We start from the raw sequence: 18,283 nt of genomic DNA, 5'->3' as shown, positions 1-18,283 counted from the left end.
AAACCGGTTAAGAAAAATTCGAACCAAATCAACTGGAACCTGTGTATATATGTTAAATCCTTTGTAAATGTTATGAAAACTATAACCGCACATTTCGTGAATGTAAGGTTTTGAAGGAAAGAAATACTCCACATTCAACTCATTAATGATTACTATTCTCATTAAAATAACGGCAAAGCGATGACTTTGCCCACCGGAAGTGATGTCAGCGGTAAATCTCCTCATTTAAAAAGGAATTGTTATGTCTTTACGTCATCTGTGCTCGCCGCGCCTGCGTGGGTCTCTGCTGTTGGGCTCTTTACTGTTTGCCGGTACGTTCCAGGTTCATGCCGCTGAAGAGATGCTGCGCAAAGCGGTCGGCAAGGGCGCGTATGAAATGGCCGTCAGCCAGCAGGAAAACGCGCTGTGGGTTGCGACGTCACAAAGCCGCAAAACCGATAAGGGCGGCGTGGTCTATCGTCTGGATCCGGTCACGCTGGAAGTGACGCAGGCGATTCATAACGATCTCAAGCCGTTTGGCGCCACGATCGATAACGCCACCCAGACGCTGTGGTTCGGTAACACCGTCAACAGCACCGTGACGGCGATTGACGCCAAAACGAGCGAGGTGAAAGGGCGCCTGGTGCTGGACGATCGCAAGCGTAGCGACACGGTGAAGCCGCTTCAGCCGCGCCAGCTGGTGGCCGATGACACGACCAATACGGTGTACATTACCGGTATCGGCAAGGAGAGCGTGATCTGGGTTGTTGATGGCGCAACGCTGAAGCTGAAGGACACCATCACCAACACCGGCACGTTCAGCACCGGTCTGGCCCTGGATGCGAAGGCAAAACGCCTGTATACCACCAATGCGGACGGCGAGCTGGTGACCATTGATACGGCAACCAACAAAATCCTCAGTCGTAAAAAAGTGCAGGATGACGGAAAAGAGCACTTCTACCTGAACCTGAGCCTGGACACTGCCGGCCAGCGTGCGTTTGTGACGGATTCAAAACAGCCAGAAGTGCTGGTGGTGAATCTGAAAGATGGCAGCGTGATGCAGAAAATCGCCGCGCCAGCATCGCTGGCCGTACTGTTTAACCCGGCGCGTAACGAAGCCTATGTGACGCACCGCGAGGCGGGCAAGGTGAGCGTGATTGACGCCAAAACCTACAAAGTGACCAGGACCTACGATACCCCGGTTTACCCGAACAGCCTGGCGCTGTCTGCGGACGGTAAAACGCTGTACGTAACGGTGAAACAGAAATCAACCCGTCAGCAGGAAGCGACCCAGCCTGACGATGTGATTCGTATCGCGCTGTGATGGTGGAATTGCCCGGTGGCGCTGCGCTTACCGGGCCTACAAAACCATGAGATGTAGGCCGGGTAAGGCGAAGCCGCCACCCGGCTTTTTTATTAACGCGAGGTTTCTTCTACCAGCGGTGCGTCGTGCTTTTCATCGTCGTGATGAAGCGGCGCGGTGCTGTGGATCTCGTGAACGCGCTTACGCACGCCGAACCAGCCAGCAATCAGCAGAACCGCCAGCAGCGGGATCGTCGCGATGGTGTAGGTACCGTTCGGGTAGTCGAAGGCCATCAGCACCAGCACGCTGAACAGGAACAGCAGGGTGAGCCAGGAGGTCACCGGTGCGCCCGGCATCTTGAAGCACACATCAGCCGCTTTGCCTTCTTTGATCGCTTTGCGCAGACGCATCTGGCAGACCACAATAAAGGCCCAGGAGGCGATAATCCCCAGTGCAGCCACGTTCAGAACGATCTCAAATACGCGGGACGGCACCAGATAGTTCAGGAACACGCCAAAGACGTAAACCACCAGCGTGGCCAGAATCCCAGCATAAGGAACCTGCTGCCTGCTCATCTTCGACATAAACTTCGGCGCAGAGCCTCCCATCGACATGGAGCGCAGGATACGGCCCGTCGAATAGAGCCCGGAGTTCAGGCTGGAGAGCGCGGCGGTCAGTACCACTATGTTCATGATGCTGCCCACGTACGGCACGCCCAGCTTAGAGAAGAAGGTTACAAACGGGCTTTGCCCCGCCTGGTATGCATTCCACGGCAGCAGCAGCACCAGCAGCACCACGGAACCCACATAGAACAGACCGATACGCCAGATCACGCTGTTGATGGCTTTTGGCACCATCGTCTGCGGATCTTTACATTCGCCTGCCGCCGTACCGACCAGTTCGATGGAAGCAAAGGCGAACACCACCCCCTGCACCAGCACCAGCGCAGGCAGCAGGCCGTGCGGGAAGAAACCACCGTTATCGGTAATCAGGTGGAAGCCGGTTGCGTTACCGTCCAGTGGTTTACCAGTACCGAGGAATACGGTTCCGACCACCAGGAAGATCACAATGGCCAGCACCTTCACCAGTGCGAACCAGAACTCCATCTCGGCGAACCATTTCACGCCTATCATGTTCATGGTCCCGACAATTGCCAGCGCCCCAAGGGCGAACACCCACTGCGGCACATCGCCAAACGCGCCCCAGTAGTGCATGTACAGCGCAACGGCGGTGATATCGACGATACCGGTCATCGCCCAGTTAACGAAGTACATCCAGCCCGCGACATACGCGGCTTTTTCACCAAGAAACTCGCGGGCGTAAGAGACAAAGCTGCCGCTGGAAGGGCGGTGGAGTACCAGTTCGCCGAGGGCGCGAAGGATGAAGAAAGAGAAGATCCCGCACACCAGATAGACCAGGGCGAGAGCGGGGCCAGCCATTTGCAGACGTGCGCCTGCACCTAAAAACAGACCTGTACCGATAGCGCCGCCGATGGCGATCATCTGCACCTGACGGTTGCCCATCGCCTTGTGATAGCCCTCTTCATGAGAGTTCAACCAGCGACGTTTCGCAGCATGATGATCGGCTGCGCTTTTATTGCTTGTTTTCATTGAGTTACCTGTTTGCCTGTCTGAACCATTAACGTGATAGTCCTGCCTGGCAGAAGCCGAAACAAACGATTGCTTCTGCGCAGACACATGCCGCCTTTCCAGTCATTCTGTGTATGGATAAGGCAAAACATGGCGAGGCATCCTACCCGCAATTGTTAAGTGACGCAAAATATAACCGTGTCGAAAGTGATGCTCGTCGAAGGAAATCGTGTGGTCAGAGCAGACGGCGATCACAACGCGCTGAATCGTGACGTTTTTTTAGGCAAAAAGGTCTGCGAATGCTGATTTAATCATCAGGTTTACTTAATAGTTACTTATAGGTAGAGCTTATGAATGCCGCAGGGCTGCAATAAGTAATGCAAACGCGGTAGTGTGCTGGCGGCGGCTCGGATAGTACAGATGGTATCCCGTAAAAGCCGGGCACCAGGCTTCAAGCACACGCACTAACCGGCTCTCAGCAAGGGCGTCCTGAACCGCTTCTTCCGGGACGTACGCCAGCCCCAGACCGTTTTCGGCGGCATCGATGCGTTGCGGCAGGCTGTTGAGGATCAGCTGGCCGTCAACCCGCACGCGCAGCTCACGTCCGTCCCGTTCAAATTCCCAGGCATATAATCCGCCGCGTGTGGGCAGGCGCATATTAATGCAGCGGTGCTGATCAAGCTGCTCCGGCGTTTCCGGTACGCCGAAACGTTGCAAATACTCTGCCGACCCGACGACCGCCATGCGCATGTCCGGCGCAATACGAACGGCAATCATATCTTTCGCCACCTGCTCACCCAGACGCACCCCCGCGTCAAAGCGGCCATCGACAATATCAGTCAGCCCATTGTCCACCGTGACTTCAACGTTGATATCAGGATACTGCGCCATAAAGGGTTTAAGCACAGGCCACAGCACCGCAGACATGGCGTGCTCCCCGGCGGTAAGGCGAATATTCCCGGCAGGTCTGTCGCGGGTATCACGCAGCGCGGTGAGTTCCTGCTCGATCTCCAGCAGATGGGGGCTTAAGCGCATGAAGAGTTGCTCGCCGGCCTCGGTAGGGGCCACGCTACGGGTGGTGCGGGTTAACAGACGGACTTCCAGCCTCGTTTCCAGATTGCGCATTGCGTGGCTGAGCGCCGACTGAGATACCCCAAGCTGCGCCGCGGCGCGGGTAAAGCTGCGCTCCCGGGCGACGACCATAAAGGAAAGCAGATCGTTGAAGTTGTCTTTTAACATGGCGGTTTACTCGATTTATGAAATGAATTCATGGTTCCTTTCTGATTATGCACTCTAATGCTCCCCATGGCTTTACGCTACTGTTAACGCAACAGCAAACGAGGAGTTAATCATGAAAATTATCCGTAGCGGTTCGTTACCTTCCGTTCAGGGGCCAGAGGTCTGGTTTACCGGCTGCGTGCGCATTGACGCGCCTTTCCAGGCGACTGAACCGGCAAAAGTCGGCGGCGCGACCGTCACCTTTGAACCCGGCGCACGTACCGCCTGGCATACGCATCCTCTTGGACAAACGCTGATCGTGACGCAGGGGCGCGGCTGGTTACAGGAGTGGGGGAAAGAGGCGGAACCGCTGAATCAGGGTGATATCGCCTGGATCCCACCCGGCGTGAAGCACTGGCACGGCGCAAGCGCGCAGACGGCCATGACCCATATCGCCATCGCAGAAACTGTCGACGGGAGCCCGGTGGCATGGCTGGAGAAGGTCACCGACGAGCAGTATCCGAACGAGTAGTCTGGCGTTTCGTAAACAAATTATTAACGTTATGATTCGATCCGTTTTCTTCAGCATGTGCAGGCGGAACGGTGAAAATCAATATCATTGGCACCAGCGGAAGTGGGAAAAGCACGTTTGGCAGGCGAATCGCGGAGGCGCTGGCTATCCCTTACATTGAGATGGACAGGCTTTACTGGCGAGCGAACTGGCAGGGAACACCGGATGATGAGTTTCTTGCAACCCTGGAAAAAGCGCTCGCCGCCTCGCCTGACTGGGTCCTGGACGGGAATTACAACCGCACACGCGACGTTAAGTGGCGCGACGTCGATCTGGTGGTGTGGATAGATCGTGGGTTTATCCGCACGCTCTGGCAGGCGGTGACGCGGGCCTCCAGACGCGCCTGGCACAAACAGGAGCTCTGGCCCGGCACGGGGAACCGCGAAAGCTTTCGTCGGTCGTTCCTTAGCAAGGACTCTATTATCATCTGGACGATCAAAACCTGGCGCAGCAACCGCAAACGATATGAGGCGGATATGCAAAACCCGCAGTACGCACACATTCGCTTTCTCCGCATTACCCGACGGCAGGATGCGGAAAGACTCATTACATCGCTCAAATCACGCCGATGACAGACTCTCTATTGCCGTTTTCCGGCAATCCAAATGTAAATTAATTGTTTCTCAGAGGTGAAATCCACCTTTAATAATGACGACATGTTAAGTCAAACGAGAACGCAACATGTCATGGCGAATCAGCATTCTGGATAAAAGCCCCGTCGCAGAACACGAAACAGCCGCCGATGCGCTGGCGCGAACCTTAGCACTGGCGCAACAGGCAGAAACGCTGGGTTATCACCGCTTCTGGATTGCCGAACACCACAATACCCCGCAGCTTGCCAGCCCCTCGCCGGAGCTGCTGATTGCCTGGATCCTCGGGCAAACAAAACGTATTCGCGTGGGCTCAGGCGGCGTCATGCTGCAACATTACAGCCCCTATAAAGTCGCCGAAAATTTTAACGTACTGGCCGCCATTGCGCCGGGCCGGGTTGATCTGGGCGTTGGCAAAGCGCCCGGCGGTCTGCCGCTCTCTACCCGCGCCTTGCAGCACGGCCTTAATCCGCAGGAAAAAGGCAGCTTTGCTGAACAACTGACGCAGCTCGATCGCTGGATCCGCCCTGAAAATCAGTCAGCGGAGGAGGACGTTCGCGCCACGCCGCTGCCGCCGGTGCCTGCCCGGGGGTTTCTGCTGGGCGCCAGCACAGAAAGCGCGCTGCTGGCGGCCTCCCTCGACTGGCATTTTGTCTTTGCCGCCCATCTGAACGGTGATCCTGAGCTGCTGCGCGAGGTCGTCACAGCCTGGCGTCAACACAGCGTCCGGGAGGTGATTGTGGCCGTGCAGACCATTGTTGCCCCAACCCAGGCTGAGGCCGATGCGCTGGCGCAGAAGGTTGAAGTGTGGGGCGTGGAGCTGGCAAACGGACAGCGCGTCACCGTCGCCAGCGAAGAACAGGCCTACGCCTTTGCGCGGCAGGCGGGGAGTGAACCGGTGCGCATCGCGCGTCGGGCGCAGTCTCTGCTGGCCGGAACGGCGGCGTCGGTGCTTGAACAGCTCAACGCGCTGCATCAGCAGTGGGGGATTGACGAATTTATCATCGACACGCCAGTTGCTGATGGCGCAACGCGCGTGCAGTCCCTGCGATTGCTGGCCGAGGCGCGTCTTAACAGGGAGGTGACCGTATGAGCTTTAGCGAACAACTGATTGCCTGGCGCCGTGAGCTGCACCAGAACCCTGAACTCTCCGGTCAGGAGGTCGAAACAACGGCGCGCCTGCGCGAGTGGCTGACGGCCGCCGGGATTGCCCCGCTGGATTACGATCTCCAGACCGGGCTGGTTGCGGAGATCGGCACGGGCAACGCACTGGTTGCGCTGCGCGCCGATATCGACGCGTTACCCATCGACGAGCGCAGCGGGGTGCCGTTTAGCTCCCGGCGTGCCGGGGTGATGCATGCCTGCGGACACGACATCCACACCAGCGTGATCCTCGGCGCCGCGTTAAAGCTGAAGGAGCGGGAAGCCTCGCTCAACGGTCGCGTGCGGCTCCTGTTCCAGCCTGCGGAAGAGAATTTCGGCGGAGCAAAAAGCATGGTGCGGGCCGGGGCGTTACGCGACGTACGCGCGATTTTCGGAATGCATAACGAGCCGTCACTGCCGGTCGGCGAGTTTGCCACGCGCGGCGGCCCGTTCTATGCCAACGTCGATCGCTTCGTTATTCACGTGACCGGCAAAGGCGCGCATGCCGCACGTCCCCATGAAGGCAACGACGCCATCGTGCTGGCAAGCCAGCTGGTAACCGCGCTGCAAAGCGTAGCCAGCCGTAACGTCAACACGCTGGATTCGGTTGTTCTGAGCGTGACGCGCATCGCCGGGGGGAATACCTGGAACGTGCTGCCGGAAAGCGTTGAGCTGGAGGGCACGCTGCGCACGCACCGCACGGAAGTGCAGCAGAACGTGAAAGCGCGCGTCGGTGAAATCGCCGCCGGATTTGCCAGCGCCTTTAGCGCGCAAATCAACATCACCTGGTACGCCGGGCCCACCGCGCTGGTGAACGATGAGCACTGGGCCGGGTTTGCCACCTCGGTCGCGCGCGAAGCGGGATATGAAACCCGGCATGCGGAACTGCACATGGGCGGGGAGGATTTCGCGGTCTATCTGCAAAACATACCCGGCGCATTTGTCAGCATTGGCAGCAACAGTCCGTTTGGGTTACATCACCCGGCATTTAACCCGGACGAAGCATTAATCGAACCCGCTGCCCGCTATTTTGCTCAGCTCGCGGAAAAAGCCCTGCAACACGTTTAATTAATTTGAGGTGAATATGTCTGCACATCGTCAATTGCGGCTGGGGACCATTTTGCATGGTGCATCCGGAAATATGTCTGCCTGGCGCCATCCGGCGGCGGTCGCGGATGCCAGCATTAATTTTGATTTCGTTAAAGAAACGGCTTTAAAAGCAGAAGAGGGCAAGCTCGACTTTATATTTGTGGCCGACGGCCTTTATATTAACGAGAAATCCATTCCGCATTTTTTAAACCGCTTTGAGCCGCTGACGGTGTTGTCCGCGCTGGCGAGTATCACCTCGCGCCTGGGGCTGGTCGGCACGTTATCCACCTCGTACAGCGAGCCTTTCACCGTTGCACGCCAGTTCGCCAGCCTCGATCACCTGAGCAACGGACGCGCGGGCTGGAACGTGGTGACGTCACCGCTGGAAGGGTCAGCCAGGAACTTCTCCCGCGAAAAACACCCGGAGCATGCGCTGCGCTACCGCATTGCCGATGAGTATCTCGACGTGGTGAAGGGGCTGTGGGATTCCTGGGAAGGGGATGCCTTTATCCGCAATAAAGAGAGCGGACAGTTCTTTGATGCGTCGAAACTGCATACTCTTGATCACCACGGTGATTTCTTCCAGGTTTCCGGCCCGCTGAATATTGGCCGCACGCCGCAGGGACGTCCGATTGTCTTTCAGGCTGGCGCGTCCGACGACGGTAAAAAGCTGGCGGCAAAACACGCTGACGCCATCTTTACCCACCATGACACGCGGGAAGAAGCCCTGGCTTTTTACCGCGATGTTAAACAGCAGCTGGAAAGTCACGGCCGCCGCGCAGAGGATTTACATATATTCCAGGGCGTCAGCGTGATTATTGGAAACGACGCCGATGACGTAGAAAACCAGTATCAAACTACGGCGGCACTGGTCTCCATTAATGATGCGCTGAATTACCTCGGACGATATTTCGAGCATCACGACTTCAGCCAGTATCCCCTCGACGCGCCGTTCCCGGATATTGGCGATTTGGGCAAAAACAGCTTCCGCAGCACCACCGATGAAATCAAGCGTAACGCCCGTGAGCGCAACTTAACTCTGCGTCAGGTCGCGCTGGAAGCCGCATCGCCGCGCCCGCGTTTTTCCGGCACACCGGAGCAGGTGGCCGATGGTTTACAGGCCTGGTTCGAAGAGAAGGCGGCGGATGGCTTCATCATTCAGGGCGGCACGCCGGACACCTTCCCGCGCTTTGTTGACCAGGTGGTGCCCGTTTTACAGGCGCGCGGCCTGTTCCGCACCGACTATCCCGGCACCACGCTGCGCGAAAGTCTGGGCTTAGACGAGCCCAAAAATCAGTTCACACAACAATAAAAGAGAAAAACGCTATGCAGAAATCATCGCTTATTCTGGCGCTTGCGCTGGCCTTTACCCCTGCCGTCTGGGCAGAGAACGTCAATATTAACGGCACCGGCGTGAGCATTGAGGCCAATAAAACGCCGATCAATACCGCCAAAAACAGCGATGCGATCGCGCAACTGCCGAAAGACTATCGTTTTGCCGTGCCGGGGAAATTTACCGTGGCGGTGGCGGGACTGAATCAACCGCCACTGACGGTCTTTTCCGACGACAACAAAACTCTGCTGGGAAGTGAGGTCGACATCGCGCGTCTGGTAGCGGACAGCCTCGGACTGGAGCTGAACGTGGTGCCCACCTCCTGGGAGGATTGGCCGCTGGGGGTTGCCTCCGGGAAATACGACGCGGCTATCAGCAACATCACCGTCACTAAAGCGCGCAAAGAGAAGTTCGACTTCGCCACCTACCGCAAGGATTCACTTGGCTTCTACGTGAAATCCACCAGTCCGATCAACTCGCTTGTGAAGGCAGAGGATATCGCCGGGCTGCGCATCATCGTGGGTTCCGGCACCAACCAGGAGGCCATTCTGCTGGCATGGAACGAAGAGAATATCAAAAAAGGGCTTAAACCCTTTACGCCGATCTACACCAAAGACGACGCGGCCCAAACGCTGGCGCTTCAGTCCGGACGCGCGGACGCCTACTTTGGTCCGAACGTGATCGGCGCCTGGAAAGCGGCGCTTAACGGTAAAACCAAACTGGTCGGCAGCGTCGACGGCGGCTGGCCGAAGGCGGCGCATATCGCGGTGACGCTGAAAAAAGGCAGCGGCCTGGTCGAGCCGGTTCAAACCGCGCTGAACGGCGCGATCAAGAACGGAGATTACGACAAAGTGCTGAACCGCTGGGGGGAAGGCGTGGAGCGTATCCCCAGTTCCGAAGTTAACCCGGCGGGTCTGGGCGATTAAGGAGGCGCTATGCGCGAACAATTTCGTGACGTTTCGCCGGAAGATGCCGATCTTCAGCCCATTATCGAGGGGCTTTTCGGTGAGTACGCCGCTCGTTACGGCGACTACTTTTCAAAGGATGCGGAAGTCGAGCTGACAGAGTGGTACCTGGCGCCGCAGGGGCTGTTTATCGTCCTGGAGCGCGATGGCGAGATCATCGCCACCGGTGCGTACAAGCCCTTCGACGAACATACCGCAGAGATCAAACGCATCTGGACGAATAAAACGCTGCGCCAGCAGGGGCTGGCCGCGCGCGTGGTACAGGAGCTGGAGCGCCGGGCGGTGCTGGCGGGCTACAGCCGCATCTACCTGACCACGGGGTTTCGCCAGCCGGAGGCGGTGCGGCTCTATCTCAGTCAGGGGTATCAGCCGCAGTTCGATCTTAACCGCGATCCGGAAGAGTATAGCCAGCCGCCGTTCGACGGTCGGCTGCGTTTCACCAAGACGCTGATCCGCGAAGCGCTCAGCAAAACCGCATAAGGAGCGACGATGAGCAACGTTGAAACCATAAAAGTGGTCCCGGCACGTTATCCGCTGCGCGCTGCTGGCGCCGTGGTGGCGCTGTTTGTACTGGCGGTCGTGATCCAGTCCGTGGCCTTTAATCCGCGCTGGGAATGGGCGGTATTTGCCCGCTGGTTCTTCGACCCGGTGATCCTCGAAGGCGTCGGCCAGACGCTGCTGCTGACGTTAATAAGCACCGTACTGAGCGTGGTTATTGGCGGCATGCTGGCGCTGGCGCGGCTCTCGTCATCATGGCTGTTGAGCAGCCTGGCGTGGGGTTACATCTGGCTGTTCCGTTCCCTGCCGCTGATCGTGGTGCTGATTATCCTCTATAACTTCTCTTATCTCTACGACACGCTCTCTCTCGGCGTGCCTTTTACCGGCATTACCTGGGGCAGCTTTGAAACCATCAACGTTCTCGGGCAATTTTCTACCGCCATCGTGGGGCTGACGCTGGTGCAGAGCGCCTATACTGCGGAGATCATTCGCGGGGGCTTCCTTGGGGTCGACCACGGTCAGTATGAGGCGGCCGCTGCGCTGGGTCTGCCGGCGTGGCGTCGCACGGTGCGCATAATTCTCCCGCAGGCGCTGCGCACCATCCTGCCGTCCGGGTTTAACGAAATCATCAGTCTCGCCAAAGGGACGGCGATGGTTTACGTGCTGGCGATGCCGGAACTGTTCTACACGATCCAGATGATCTACAACCGCACCCAGGAGGTGATCCCGCTGTTGATGGTGGGGGCCGTCTGGTATCTGGTGATCACCACCGTACTGTCTGCCATCCAGCATGTTATTGAGCGTGGACTCGCCCGCAGCGAGCGCCGCTCCGCCGTAAACCAGAACCGGGCGACCAGTCGCGCGCGTTCCGTCACCACTTCGCCAGCACAGGAGCCTGTTCATGCAAGCCTCTCCTGAAGGACACATTTCCATTACCGGCGTCAGTAAGTTTTTTGGCCGACATAAAGCGCTCGATAACGTCACGCTTGAGATCCCGCCGGGCTCCGTGACGGTGATCCTTGGCCCCTCTGGATCGGGAAAATCGACGCTGCTGCGCACCATTAACCATCTGGAGCGCGTAGACGAAGGCTTTATTCAGATTGACGGGGATTACATCGGCTATCGCCGTCAGGGTGACAAACTCTACGAGCTAAAAGAGAAAGAGATCCTCAAACAGCGCGTCAACGTTGGGTACGTGTTTCAGAACTTCAATCTTTTTCCGCATCTCACGGTGCTGGAAAACCTGATTGAAGCACCCATCGCGCATAAAAAGTTCAGTAAAAAAGAGGCTGTTGAAAACGCCTACAGCCTTCTGGATGTGGTAGGTCTGCGCGATAAAGCCGATGCCTGGTCGCGTCACCTCTCCGGCGGCCAACAGCAGCGTATCGCCATTGCCCGCGCGCTGGCGCTGCGCCCGCGCGTGATGCTGTTTGATGAACCCACCTCGGCGCTGGATCCGGAACTGGTTGGCGAAGTGCTGGACGTGATTAAAAAGCTCGCCCGTTCCGGCACGACGCTGGTGGTGGTCACCCATGAGATCGGCTTTGCCCGGGAAGTGGCGGACCAGGTGGTATTTATGGTCGACGGTAAAATTGTGGAGCAGGGCAGCAGCGACGACGTGTTAAACCGACCGTCGCATCCGCGAACGCGCCAGTTCCTCTCAAAAGTGCTGTAAGGAGCGCAGATGAAATATGGACTCCTGGCGGGGCTGGTCTTCACGACGGCGAGCCACGCCAGCATTGATTTAAAGGCCAACGAACAGCCGCTGCCGGTGACGGTTGATCAACAGGCAGTGGCGAAAATCCCGGCGAACTATAAATTTGTTGAGCCGGGTACCCTCACGGTGGCGATTTCAGCCCTGAATTCTCCGCCGCTGGCGCTGCTGGCCAGTGATAACCGCACCCGTATTGGCAGCGACCCGGATATCGCCCGGTTGCTGGCGGGCAGTCTGGGGCTGAAGCTGAAGCTGGTGCCAACGGCGTGGGAAGACTGGCCGCTGGGGATCACTTCCGGGCGTTATGACGTGGCGTTGGTGAATATCGCCGTCACCGAGCAACGTAAGGCGAAGTTCGATTTTGCGACCTATCGCGTCGATTCCCTCGCCTTCTCGGTGAAATCCACCAGCAACGTACAGTCGATCACCCGTGCGAAAGATCTGGCCGGTAAAAAGGTGATTGTCGGGTCAGGCACCAATCAGGAACGTATTCTGCTGGGCTGGAACGAAGAGAATAAAAAGGCCGGGCGCGAGCCTGCGTTGCCGGTTTATCTGACCGACGACGCCTCAGGCAATCTTTATATTCAGTCCGGCAGGGCGGATGTCTTCTTTGGACCGCAGTCCGTTTCTGCCTATAAAGCCGCGTTAACCGGCAAAACCCGCGTCGTGGGATTAGGACCGAAGAAAGCCTATGTCGCCACCACAACCAAAAAAGGCAATGGGCTGGTGTATGCGTTGCAGGCTGCGCTGGACGGTGCGATTAAGCGCGGGGAGTATCAAAAGGTGCTGGCGCGCTGGGGGGAGGCGGGCGAAGCGGTGACGTCTTCAGATGTTAATCCGCCCGGGATAACCTACTAATGGTGCTCTACACTTAGGGTTTTCATCCCTGAGGGGGCAACATGATCAAACTCTATGGCGTACCCGGCTGGGGATCGGCAATCAGTGAAGTGATGCTGACTCTGGCAGACATCCCGTATCAGTTCGTCAACGTGGACGGGTTTGACCAGCCCGGCCCGCAACGCGAATTGCTGTTAAAACTGAACCCGCTGTGCCAGGTGCCGACGCTGGAACTGGAAAACGGGGCGATCGTGACGGAAACCGCGGCGATCGCCCTGATGGTGCTCGACAGACGTCCCGACCTCGCGCCGCCCGTAGGGCAGGCCGAGCGCCAGCAGTTTCAGCGCCTGCTCATCTGGTTTGTGGCGAACGTCTATCCCACCTTTACGTATGCAGATTACCCGGAACGCTGGGTTCCTGATGCCCCGGAACAGCTGAAGAAAAATTGCATTGAGTACCGAAAATCGCTCTATCTGTGGTTCGACAGCCAGCTCAGCGCCTCGCCGTTTGCGTTTGGCAAACAGCTGACGCTGCTTGACGTCTATATTGCCGTTGCGCGTACCTGGGGGCCACGTCATGAGTGGTTTGCCACTAACACGCCTAATATTACCGTCGTCGCGGATGCCGTCTGCGCGCTGCCGGAACTGCACAAGGTGCTAAAAGCTAACGATATAATCTGATAACGTGGAACGCTCACCTATAAAAGGAGCCCTGCCCATGCCACACGTTGATATCAAATGTTTTCCACGCGATCTGACTGACGAACAAAAAACGGCCCTGGCGGCGGATATCGCCGAAGCGATCGCCCGTCATCTGAACAGCAAAGATCGCTCAATCTCCGTGGCGCTTCAGGAGGTTCAGGAAGCTGACTGGAAGGCGCAGGTCTGGGATACCGAGATCGGCCCGAAACTGGATGAACTGATTAAGAAGCCCGGTTATTCGATGTAACTTGCCTGCCGGGTGGTGCAATATCACCCGGCGCTCCTCGCTTTTATTCCCTTTCGCAAAAATCGATAATAAAAACCATAACGATTCCGCTACAATTCATCCTTCCGAACAATATTCGTTAAAGCAGCAGGTAAGCACTGCAACTGCACCAGATTAAGTACAAATTAGTAAAAGGATAATTTTTCCATGACAAAATTACCTCAGTTTTCACTCGCCTTTATTCATCCTCGTTACTGGCTCAGCTGGGCAGGCATTGCCGCGCTCTGGTGCACGGTTCAGCTTCCGTACCCGCTGCTGTTGAAAACAGGTCACGGGCTTGGGCGTCTGGCTATGCGCCTGCTTCCACGCCGCGTGGAGATCGCCAGACGAAATCTTGAGCTTTGCTTTCCTGATATGAAAGAGGACGAGCGCGAGCGTTTACTTGAGCGTAATTTTGAATCGGTTGGAATGGGCGTCATCGAAACGGGGATAGCGTGGTTCTGGCCAGACTGGCGCGTACGGAAACACTTCAGCGTGACCGGCTACGAACATATGGAACAGGCGCGGGCGCAAGGAAGGGGCGTGGTGCTCATTGGCATGCATTTTCTCACGCTGGAATTAGGCGCACGCATCTTTGGCATGCTCAACGCGGGTATTGGTGTGTATCGTCCCAACAATAATGCGTTGCTCGACTGGCTGCAAACGCGCGGTCGTCTGCGTTCCAATAAAACCATGCTTGACCGCTATGACCTGAAGGGCATGATCCGCGCGCTGAAGCAAAACGAGATCCTGTGGTATGCCCCGGACCACGATTATGGCAAAACGAATAGCGTGTTTGTGCCGTTTTTTGCCGTCCCGGACGCCGCGACAACTGCCGGGAGCTACATGCTGGTGAAAAGTGCCAGACCGGCCGTGATCCCGTTTGTACCGCGCAGAAAAGCAGATGGCACAGGGTATGAGCTGATTATTCTGGAAGATATTAGCGATACCTTGCAGGGAGGCGACAAAGCGTCGGTGGCCACGCAAATGAACAGAGCGATTGAGCGCGCCGTGATGATGGCGCCTGAGCAATATATGTGGCTGCATCGCCGGTTCAAAACCCGCCCTGAAGGCCAGCCGGACCGGTATAAACGCAAAAAACAGGTCGCGTCTACTGCAAGAACCTTTTCTGCCAGCGATATTTCGGACCGGTCGAGTATCCAGCAGTAGCCCGGCAGGGCGGATGCCGGTGCGCTCCGCCCTTTATAAATCCTGCCGCGCTGGATAGAATTACCGCATCCATATTGACGGGATGCCCCACATGACCGGAAGAGTCGATTATCATCTAGAAAAATACCTCCTCACCGAAGCCGGCGAGCCGGAACGTCTGACGCGCCAGTGGGCCGAGGTGATGCGCGAATGTCATGACCAGAAATCCGGGGCAGAAGAGCGGCTGCGTCTCGCGCTGCTGAATGTGGATTATGTGACCAGCTTTGAGCTTCCCTTCCGGTTACTTCTTACCCGTGCACCGCAGCTGATTGATAGCATCAGAAATGAGTTTCAGCTCAGTCAAAAAAATGTCCTGTTCAATGGGAAGCGGTTTGGCTGCGTCTACAGCCTTAAACGGGATTTGAACGGCATTCCCGATGAATTTACCTACCACCTGAAGACCCGTATTCAGCGGATCGATGCGTCCGGCGGTTCGGAAGTGCCTTACCGGCAAATCGCTCAGCAGGTGAAAGCCCCCCGCGAGCGCCTCCAGCTGGCGCTGGAACAGGGGCTTGCGGTCACCGCGCTTGACGGGCTTTTCTGGTTTGGCCTCCAGCGCATAGCCGCCGAGGTGCAGCGGTTAAGGAAGACCGGGATGAGAATAGTGACGTCCGATACGGAGGTGTTCGACACCCTTACCGGAACAACACGGCGCATTCCGGTTTATCGTCTTGAGGACGCTGCCGCTACTTAGCCTGGAGCAGGATCGCCAGCAGCCCAGGAAAGCGGGCGTCCAGATCCTCTCTTCTCAGTGAGATCATATTCTCGCGCCCCTGCGGGCGCTGCCAGATCACGCCGCTGTCGCGCAGCACGCGCCAGTGGTGAGTCATAGTGGATTTCACCACCTCTTCCGGGCGCAGCGCGTTACAGCTCAGTTCGCTGCCGTCGGCCAGCCTGCGGATAATCGCTAATCGCAGCGGGTTGCCGAGGGCGAACAGCACATTTTCCAACACTATTTGTTCAGGTTCCGGGTGGTTTGGGATCATCGTTTTCCTGCGTCTCGCGTGAGATTGAGCTATATCAACAATAGGTCAACCGTTAAAAAATAGTTCGATAATACTCGTACAATAGGACTATTATAACAAACGAACGAACACGCGACCATCCCGGTCGTCACAAACCATTCATGAAGACTTAAGGAAATATCATGCCCCGACCCATTCCACTCGAACGTTATCGCAACATCGGTATCTCCGCGCATATCGATGCGGGCAAAACAACCACCACTGAGCGCATCCTGTTTTACACCGGGATGAGCCACAAGCTGGGTGAAGTACACGATGGCGCGGCAACCACCGACTGGATGGCGCAGGAGCAGGAGCGCGGGATCACCATTACGTCGGCGGCGGTAAGCTGTTTCTGGCCCGGTATGGACAGAGGCTTTGAACCGCACCGCATCAATATTATCGACACCCCCGGGCACGTGGATTTCACCATTGAGGTGGAACGTTCCATGCGTGTGCTCGACGGCGCGGTAATGGTCTATGACTCCGTCGGCGGCGTGCAGCCGCAGTCGGAGACTGTCTGGCGTCAGGCGAATAAATATCACGTTCCGCGTCTGGCGTTCGTCAATAAAATGGACCGCCCGGGTGCGGATTTCTTCCGCGTGGTGCGGATGATGCAGGAGCGGCTGAAAGCCAATCCGGTCCCGATTGTGATCCCCGTGGGGGCAGAAGAACACTTCACCGGCGTGGTGGATCTCATCAGGATGCGCACTATTCTTTGGGATGATGCGACGCAGGGCATGGCGTTTAGCTATGCGCCAGTGCCTGACGATCTGCTGAGCACCGCCCAGGCGTGGCGAGAAAAAATGGTTTCGGCTGCGGCAGAAGCCAGCGATGAGCTTATGGATAAGTACCTTGAGACGGGCGAACTGGATGAAGCGGAAATCATCAAAGGGCTGCGGATCCGGACTATCTCCGGCGAAATACAGCCCATGCTGTGCGGCAGCGCCTTCAAGAACAAGGGCGTGCAGCGCATGCTCGACGCGGTGATTGAATTGATGCCGTCTCCACTGGACGTGCCCGCTATTGATGGGGTAGACGAATACGGACAGCATGCTGAGCGCCACCCAAGCGATGATGAACCGTTCTCGGCGCTGGCCTTCAAGCTGATGAGCGATCCGTACGTTGGCCAGCTGACCTTTATCCGCGTCTATTCCGGCATACTGCGCAAAGGCGACGCGGTGTACAACCCGGTGAAGGGCAAGAAAGAGCGTATCGGGCGCATCGTACTGATGCATGCCAACGATCGCCATGAGGTGGACGAGCTGCGCGCAGGGGATATCGCAGCCTGTGTCGGGCTGAAAGACGTTACCACCGGTGACACGCTGACCGACCCGAATGCGGTGATCACCCTTGAACGGATGGAGTTCCCGGATCCGGTTATTTCGCTGGCGATTGAGCCGAAAACCAAGGCCGATCAGGAGAAAATGGGGATCGCCCTACAGCGCCTGGCGGCGGAAGATCCGTCGTTCCGCCTGCACACGGACGAAGAGTCCGGTCAGACGATTATCTCCGGGATGGGCGAGCTGCATCTGGAGATCATCGTTGACCGCATGAAGCGCGAGTTTGGCGTTGAGGCGAACATTGGTCGTCCGCAGGTCACCTACCGTGAAACCCTGCGTAAAGCGGTGAAGGATATTGAAGGTAAATTTGTCCGACAGTCCGGCGGGAAAGGGCAGTACGGTCATGTGGTCCTGAGCCTTGAGCCGTTAGCCGCCGGGAGTGGTTTTGTGTTTGAAGATGCCACCAAAGGCGGGGTGGTGCCGCGGGAGTACATCCCGTCGGTGGAAAAAGGCTTGCGAGAAGCCATGAATACGGGAGTGCTGGCGGGCTATCCGGTGGTGGATGTGAAAGCGACCCTGACGTTTGGTTCCTACCATGACGTTGACTCCTCGGAGATGGCCTTCCGCATGGCGGCGATCCTCGGCTTCAAAGAGGGCGCACGGCGGGCGGATCCGGTTATTCTTGAGCCGGTGATGCACGTTGAGGTGGAAACGCCGGAAGAGTACGCCGGGAACATTATGGGCGATCTCTCCTCCCGTCGCGGCCTGGTGCAGGGGATGGCAGAGCAGTACGGCAGTCAGATTATTCGCGCTGACGTCCCGCTGGCTGAGATGTTTGGCTACGCCACCACGCTGCGCTCGATGTCCCAGGGGCGCGCGACGTATACGATGGAGTTCCATCATTTTGCGGAAGCTCCACGGAATGTGGCGGATGAGATTATTGCGAAGCGTGTGAAGTAATAAAAAGCCCTCTTCCTCAGGAAGAGGGCTTT

Annotated in this window: 17 protein-coding genes and 1 pseudogene; 15 read left to right on the top strand and 3 right to left on the bottom strand. The window is 57.2% G+C overall.

Annotated elements, in window-relative coordinates; all coding sequences use genetic code 11:
• Positions 1 to 241: 241 nt before the first annotated feature.
• Positions 242 to 1,303 (top strand): 7-bladed beta-propeller protein YncE, encoded by a 1,062-nt coding sequence (gene yncE, locus O1721_RS15755; RefSeq protein ID WP_023303790.1) that lies wholly within the window; start codon positions 242 to 244, stop codon positions 1,301 to 1,303.
• Positions 1,304 to 1,395: 92 nt separating this feature from the next.
• Here the strand turns inward: yncE and ansP are convergent, their stop codons facing one another.
• Positions 1,396 to 2,892: an L-asparagine permease gene (gene ansP / locus O1721_RS15750; protein ID WP_015570454.1), complete on the bottom strand. Its 1,497-nt coding sequence runs from the start codon at positions 2,890 to 2,892 to the stop codon at positions 1,396 to 1,398.
• 327 nt (positions 2,893 to 3,219) lie between these two features.
• Positions 3,220 to 4,110 carry a LysR family transcriptional regulator gene (locus tag O1721_RS15745; protein WP_032648411.1) on the bottom strand — a complete coding sequence of 297 codons (891 nt, stop codon included), beginning with the start codon at positions 4,108 to 4,110 and terminating at the stop codon, positions 3,220 to 3,222.
• 112 nt (positions 4,111 to 4,222) lie between these two features.
• On the opposite strand from O1721_RS15745, the gene O1721_RS15740 reads away from it, so the two are divergent.
• The 13 genes and pseudogenes from O1721_RS15740 (at position 4,223) to O1721_RS15680 (ending at position 15,698) form a co-directional block, all read left to right on the top strand.
• Positions 4,223 to 4,621: a (R)-mandelonitrile lyase gene (locus O1721_RS15740; protein ID WP_032648409.1), complete on the top strand. Its 399-nt coding sequence runs from the start codon at positions 4,223 to 4,225 to the stop codon at positions 4,619 to 4,621.
• Positions 4,622 to 4,692: 71 nt separating this feature from the next.
• The gene (locus O1721_RS15735; protein WP_017693371.1) at positions 4,693 to 5,232 is read left to right on the top strand and encodes a shikimate kinase; all 540 of its coding nucleotides are present in this window, start codon (positions 4,693 to 4,695) and stop codon (positions 5,230 to 5,232) included.
• A gap of 109 nt (positions 5,233 to 5,341) precedes the next feature.
• The gene (locus O1721_RS15730) at positions 5,342 to 6,343 is read left to right on the top strand and encodes an LLM class flavin-dependent oxidoreductase (protein ID WP_032648407.1); all 1,002 of its coding nucleotides are present in this window, start codon (positions 5,342 to 5,344) and stop codon (positions 6,341 to 6,343) included.
• Positions 6,340 to 7,461: an amidohydrolase gene (locus tag O1721_RS15725; protein ID WP_015570457.1), complete on the top strand. Its 1,122-nt coding sequence runs from the start codon at positions 6,340 to 6,342 to the stop codon at positions 7,459 to 7,461. The genes O1721_RS15730 and O1721_RS15725 overlap by 4 nt, the downstream gene beginning before the upstream one ends.
• 16 nt (positions 7,462 to 7,477) lie before the next feature.
• Positions 7,478 to 9,741 (top strand): annotated as a pseudogene (locus tag O1721_RS15720) (NtaA/DmoA family FMN-dependent monooxygenase).
• 9 nt (positions 9,742 to 9,750) lie between these two features.
• A complete protein-coding gene (locus O1721_RS15715; RefSeq protein WP_015570459.1) occupies positions 9,751 to 10,260 on the top strand; it encodes a GNAT family N-acetyltransferase in 510 nt (169 codons plus the stop codon).
• Between the two features lie 9 nt (positions 10,261 to 10,269).
• Positions 10,270 to 11,196 (top strand): amino acid ABC transporter permease, encoded by a 927-nt coding sequence (locus O1721_RS15710; RefSeq protein WP_032648401.1) that lies wholly within the window; start codon positions 10,270 to 10,272, stop codon positions 11,194 to 11,196.
• Complete coding sequence (locus O1721_RS15705) at positions 11,180 to 11,953, top strand: amino acid ABC transporter ATP-binding protein (protein ID WP_017693375.1); 774 nt, start codon at positions 11,180 to 11,182, stop codon at positions 11,951 to 11,953. Before O1721_RS15710 ends, O1721_RS15705 begins: the two co-directional genes overlap by 17 nt.
• A 9-nt stretch (positions 11,954 to 11,962) precedes the next feature.
• Positions 11,963 to 12,850: a transporter substrate-binding domain-containing protein gene (locus O1721_RS15700; protein WP_017693376.1), complete on the top strand. Its 888-nt coding sequence runs from the start codon at positions 11,963 to 11,965 to the stop codon at positions 12,848 to 12,850.
• A 41-nt stretch (positions 12,851 to 12,891) separates the two neighbouring features.
• Entirely contained in the window at positions 12,892 to 13,509 is a 618-nt protein-coding gene (locus O1721_RS15695) for a glutathione S-transferase family protein (RefSeq protein WP_032648398.1), read from the top strand.
• A 37-nt stretch (positions 13,510 to 13,546) separates the two neighbouring features.
• Complete coding sequence (gene pptA / locus O1721_RS15690; RefSeq protein ID WP_003857012.1) at positions 13,547 to 13,777, top strand: tautomerase PptA; 231 nt, start codon at positions 13,547 to 13,549, stop codon at positions 13,775 to 13,777.
• A 186-nt stretch (positions 13,778 to 13,963) separates the two neighbouring features.
• Positions 13,964 to 14,965 (top strand): Kdo(2)-lipid IV(A) acyltransferase, encoded by a 1,002-nt coding sequence (locus tag O1721_RS15685; RefSeq protein WP_032648397.1) that lies wholly within the window; start codon positions 13,964 to 13,966, stop codon positions 14,963 to 14,965.
• Between the two features lie 91 nt (positions 14,966 to 15,056).
• A complete protein-coding gene (locus O1721_RS15680; RefSeq protein WP_032648396.1) occupies positions 15,057 to 15,698 on the top strand; it encodes an ECs1377 family protein in 642 nt (213 codons plus the stop codon).
• Here the strand turns inward: O1721_RS15680 and O1721_RS15675 are convergent.
• On the bottom strand, positions 15,691 to 15,990 hold the full coding sequence (locus tag O1721_RS15675; RefSeq protein WP_000612740.1) for an ArsR/SmtB family transcription factor: 300 nt from the start codon (positions 15,988 to 15,990) through the stop codon (positions 15,691 to 15,693). The two genes, O1721_RS15680 and O1721_RS15675, sit on opposite strands and share 8 nt — an antisense overlap.
• A 161-nt stretch (positions 15,991 to 16,151) precedes the next feature.
• On the opposite strand from O1721_RS15675, the gene fusA reads away from it, so the two are divergent.
• Positions 16,152 to 18,251 carry an elongation factor G gene (gene fusA, locus O1721_RS15670; RefSeq protein ID WP_032648395.1) on the top strand — a complete coding sequence of 700 codons (2,100 nt, stop codon included), beginning with the start codon at positions 16,152 to 16,154 and terminating at the stop codon, positions 18,249 to 18,251.
• Positions 18,252 to 18,283 lie beyond the last annotated feature (32 nt).

The organism is Enterobacter cloacae complex sp. HYC033_NIDB (genome assembly GCF_056673335.1).
This window is presented reverse-complemented; position numbering and strand designations above follow the sequence as displayed.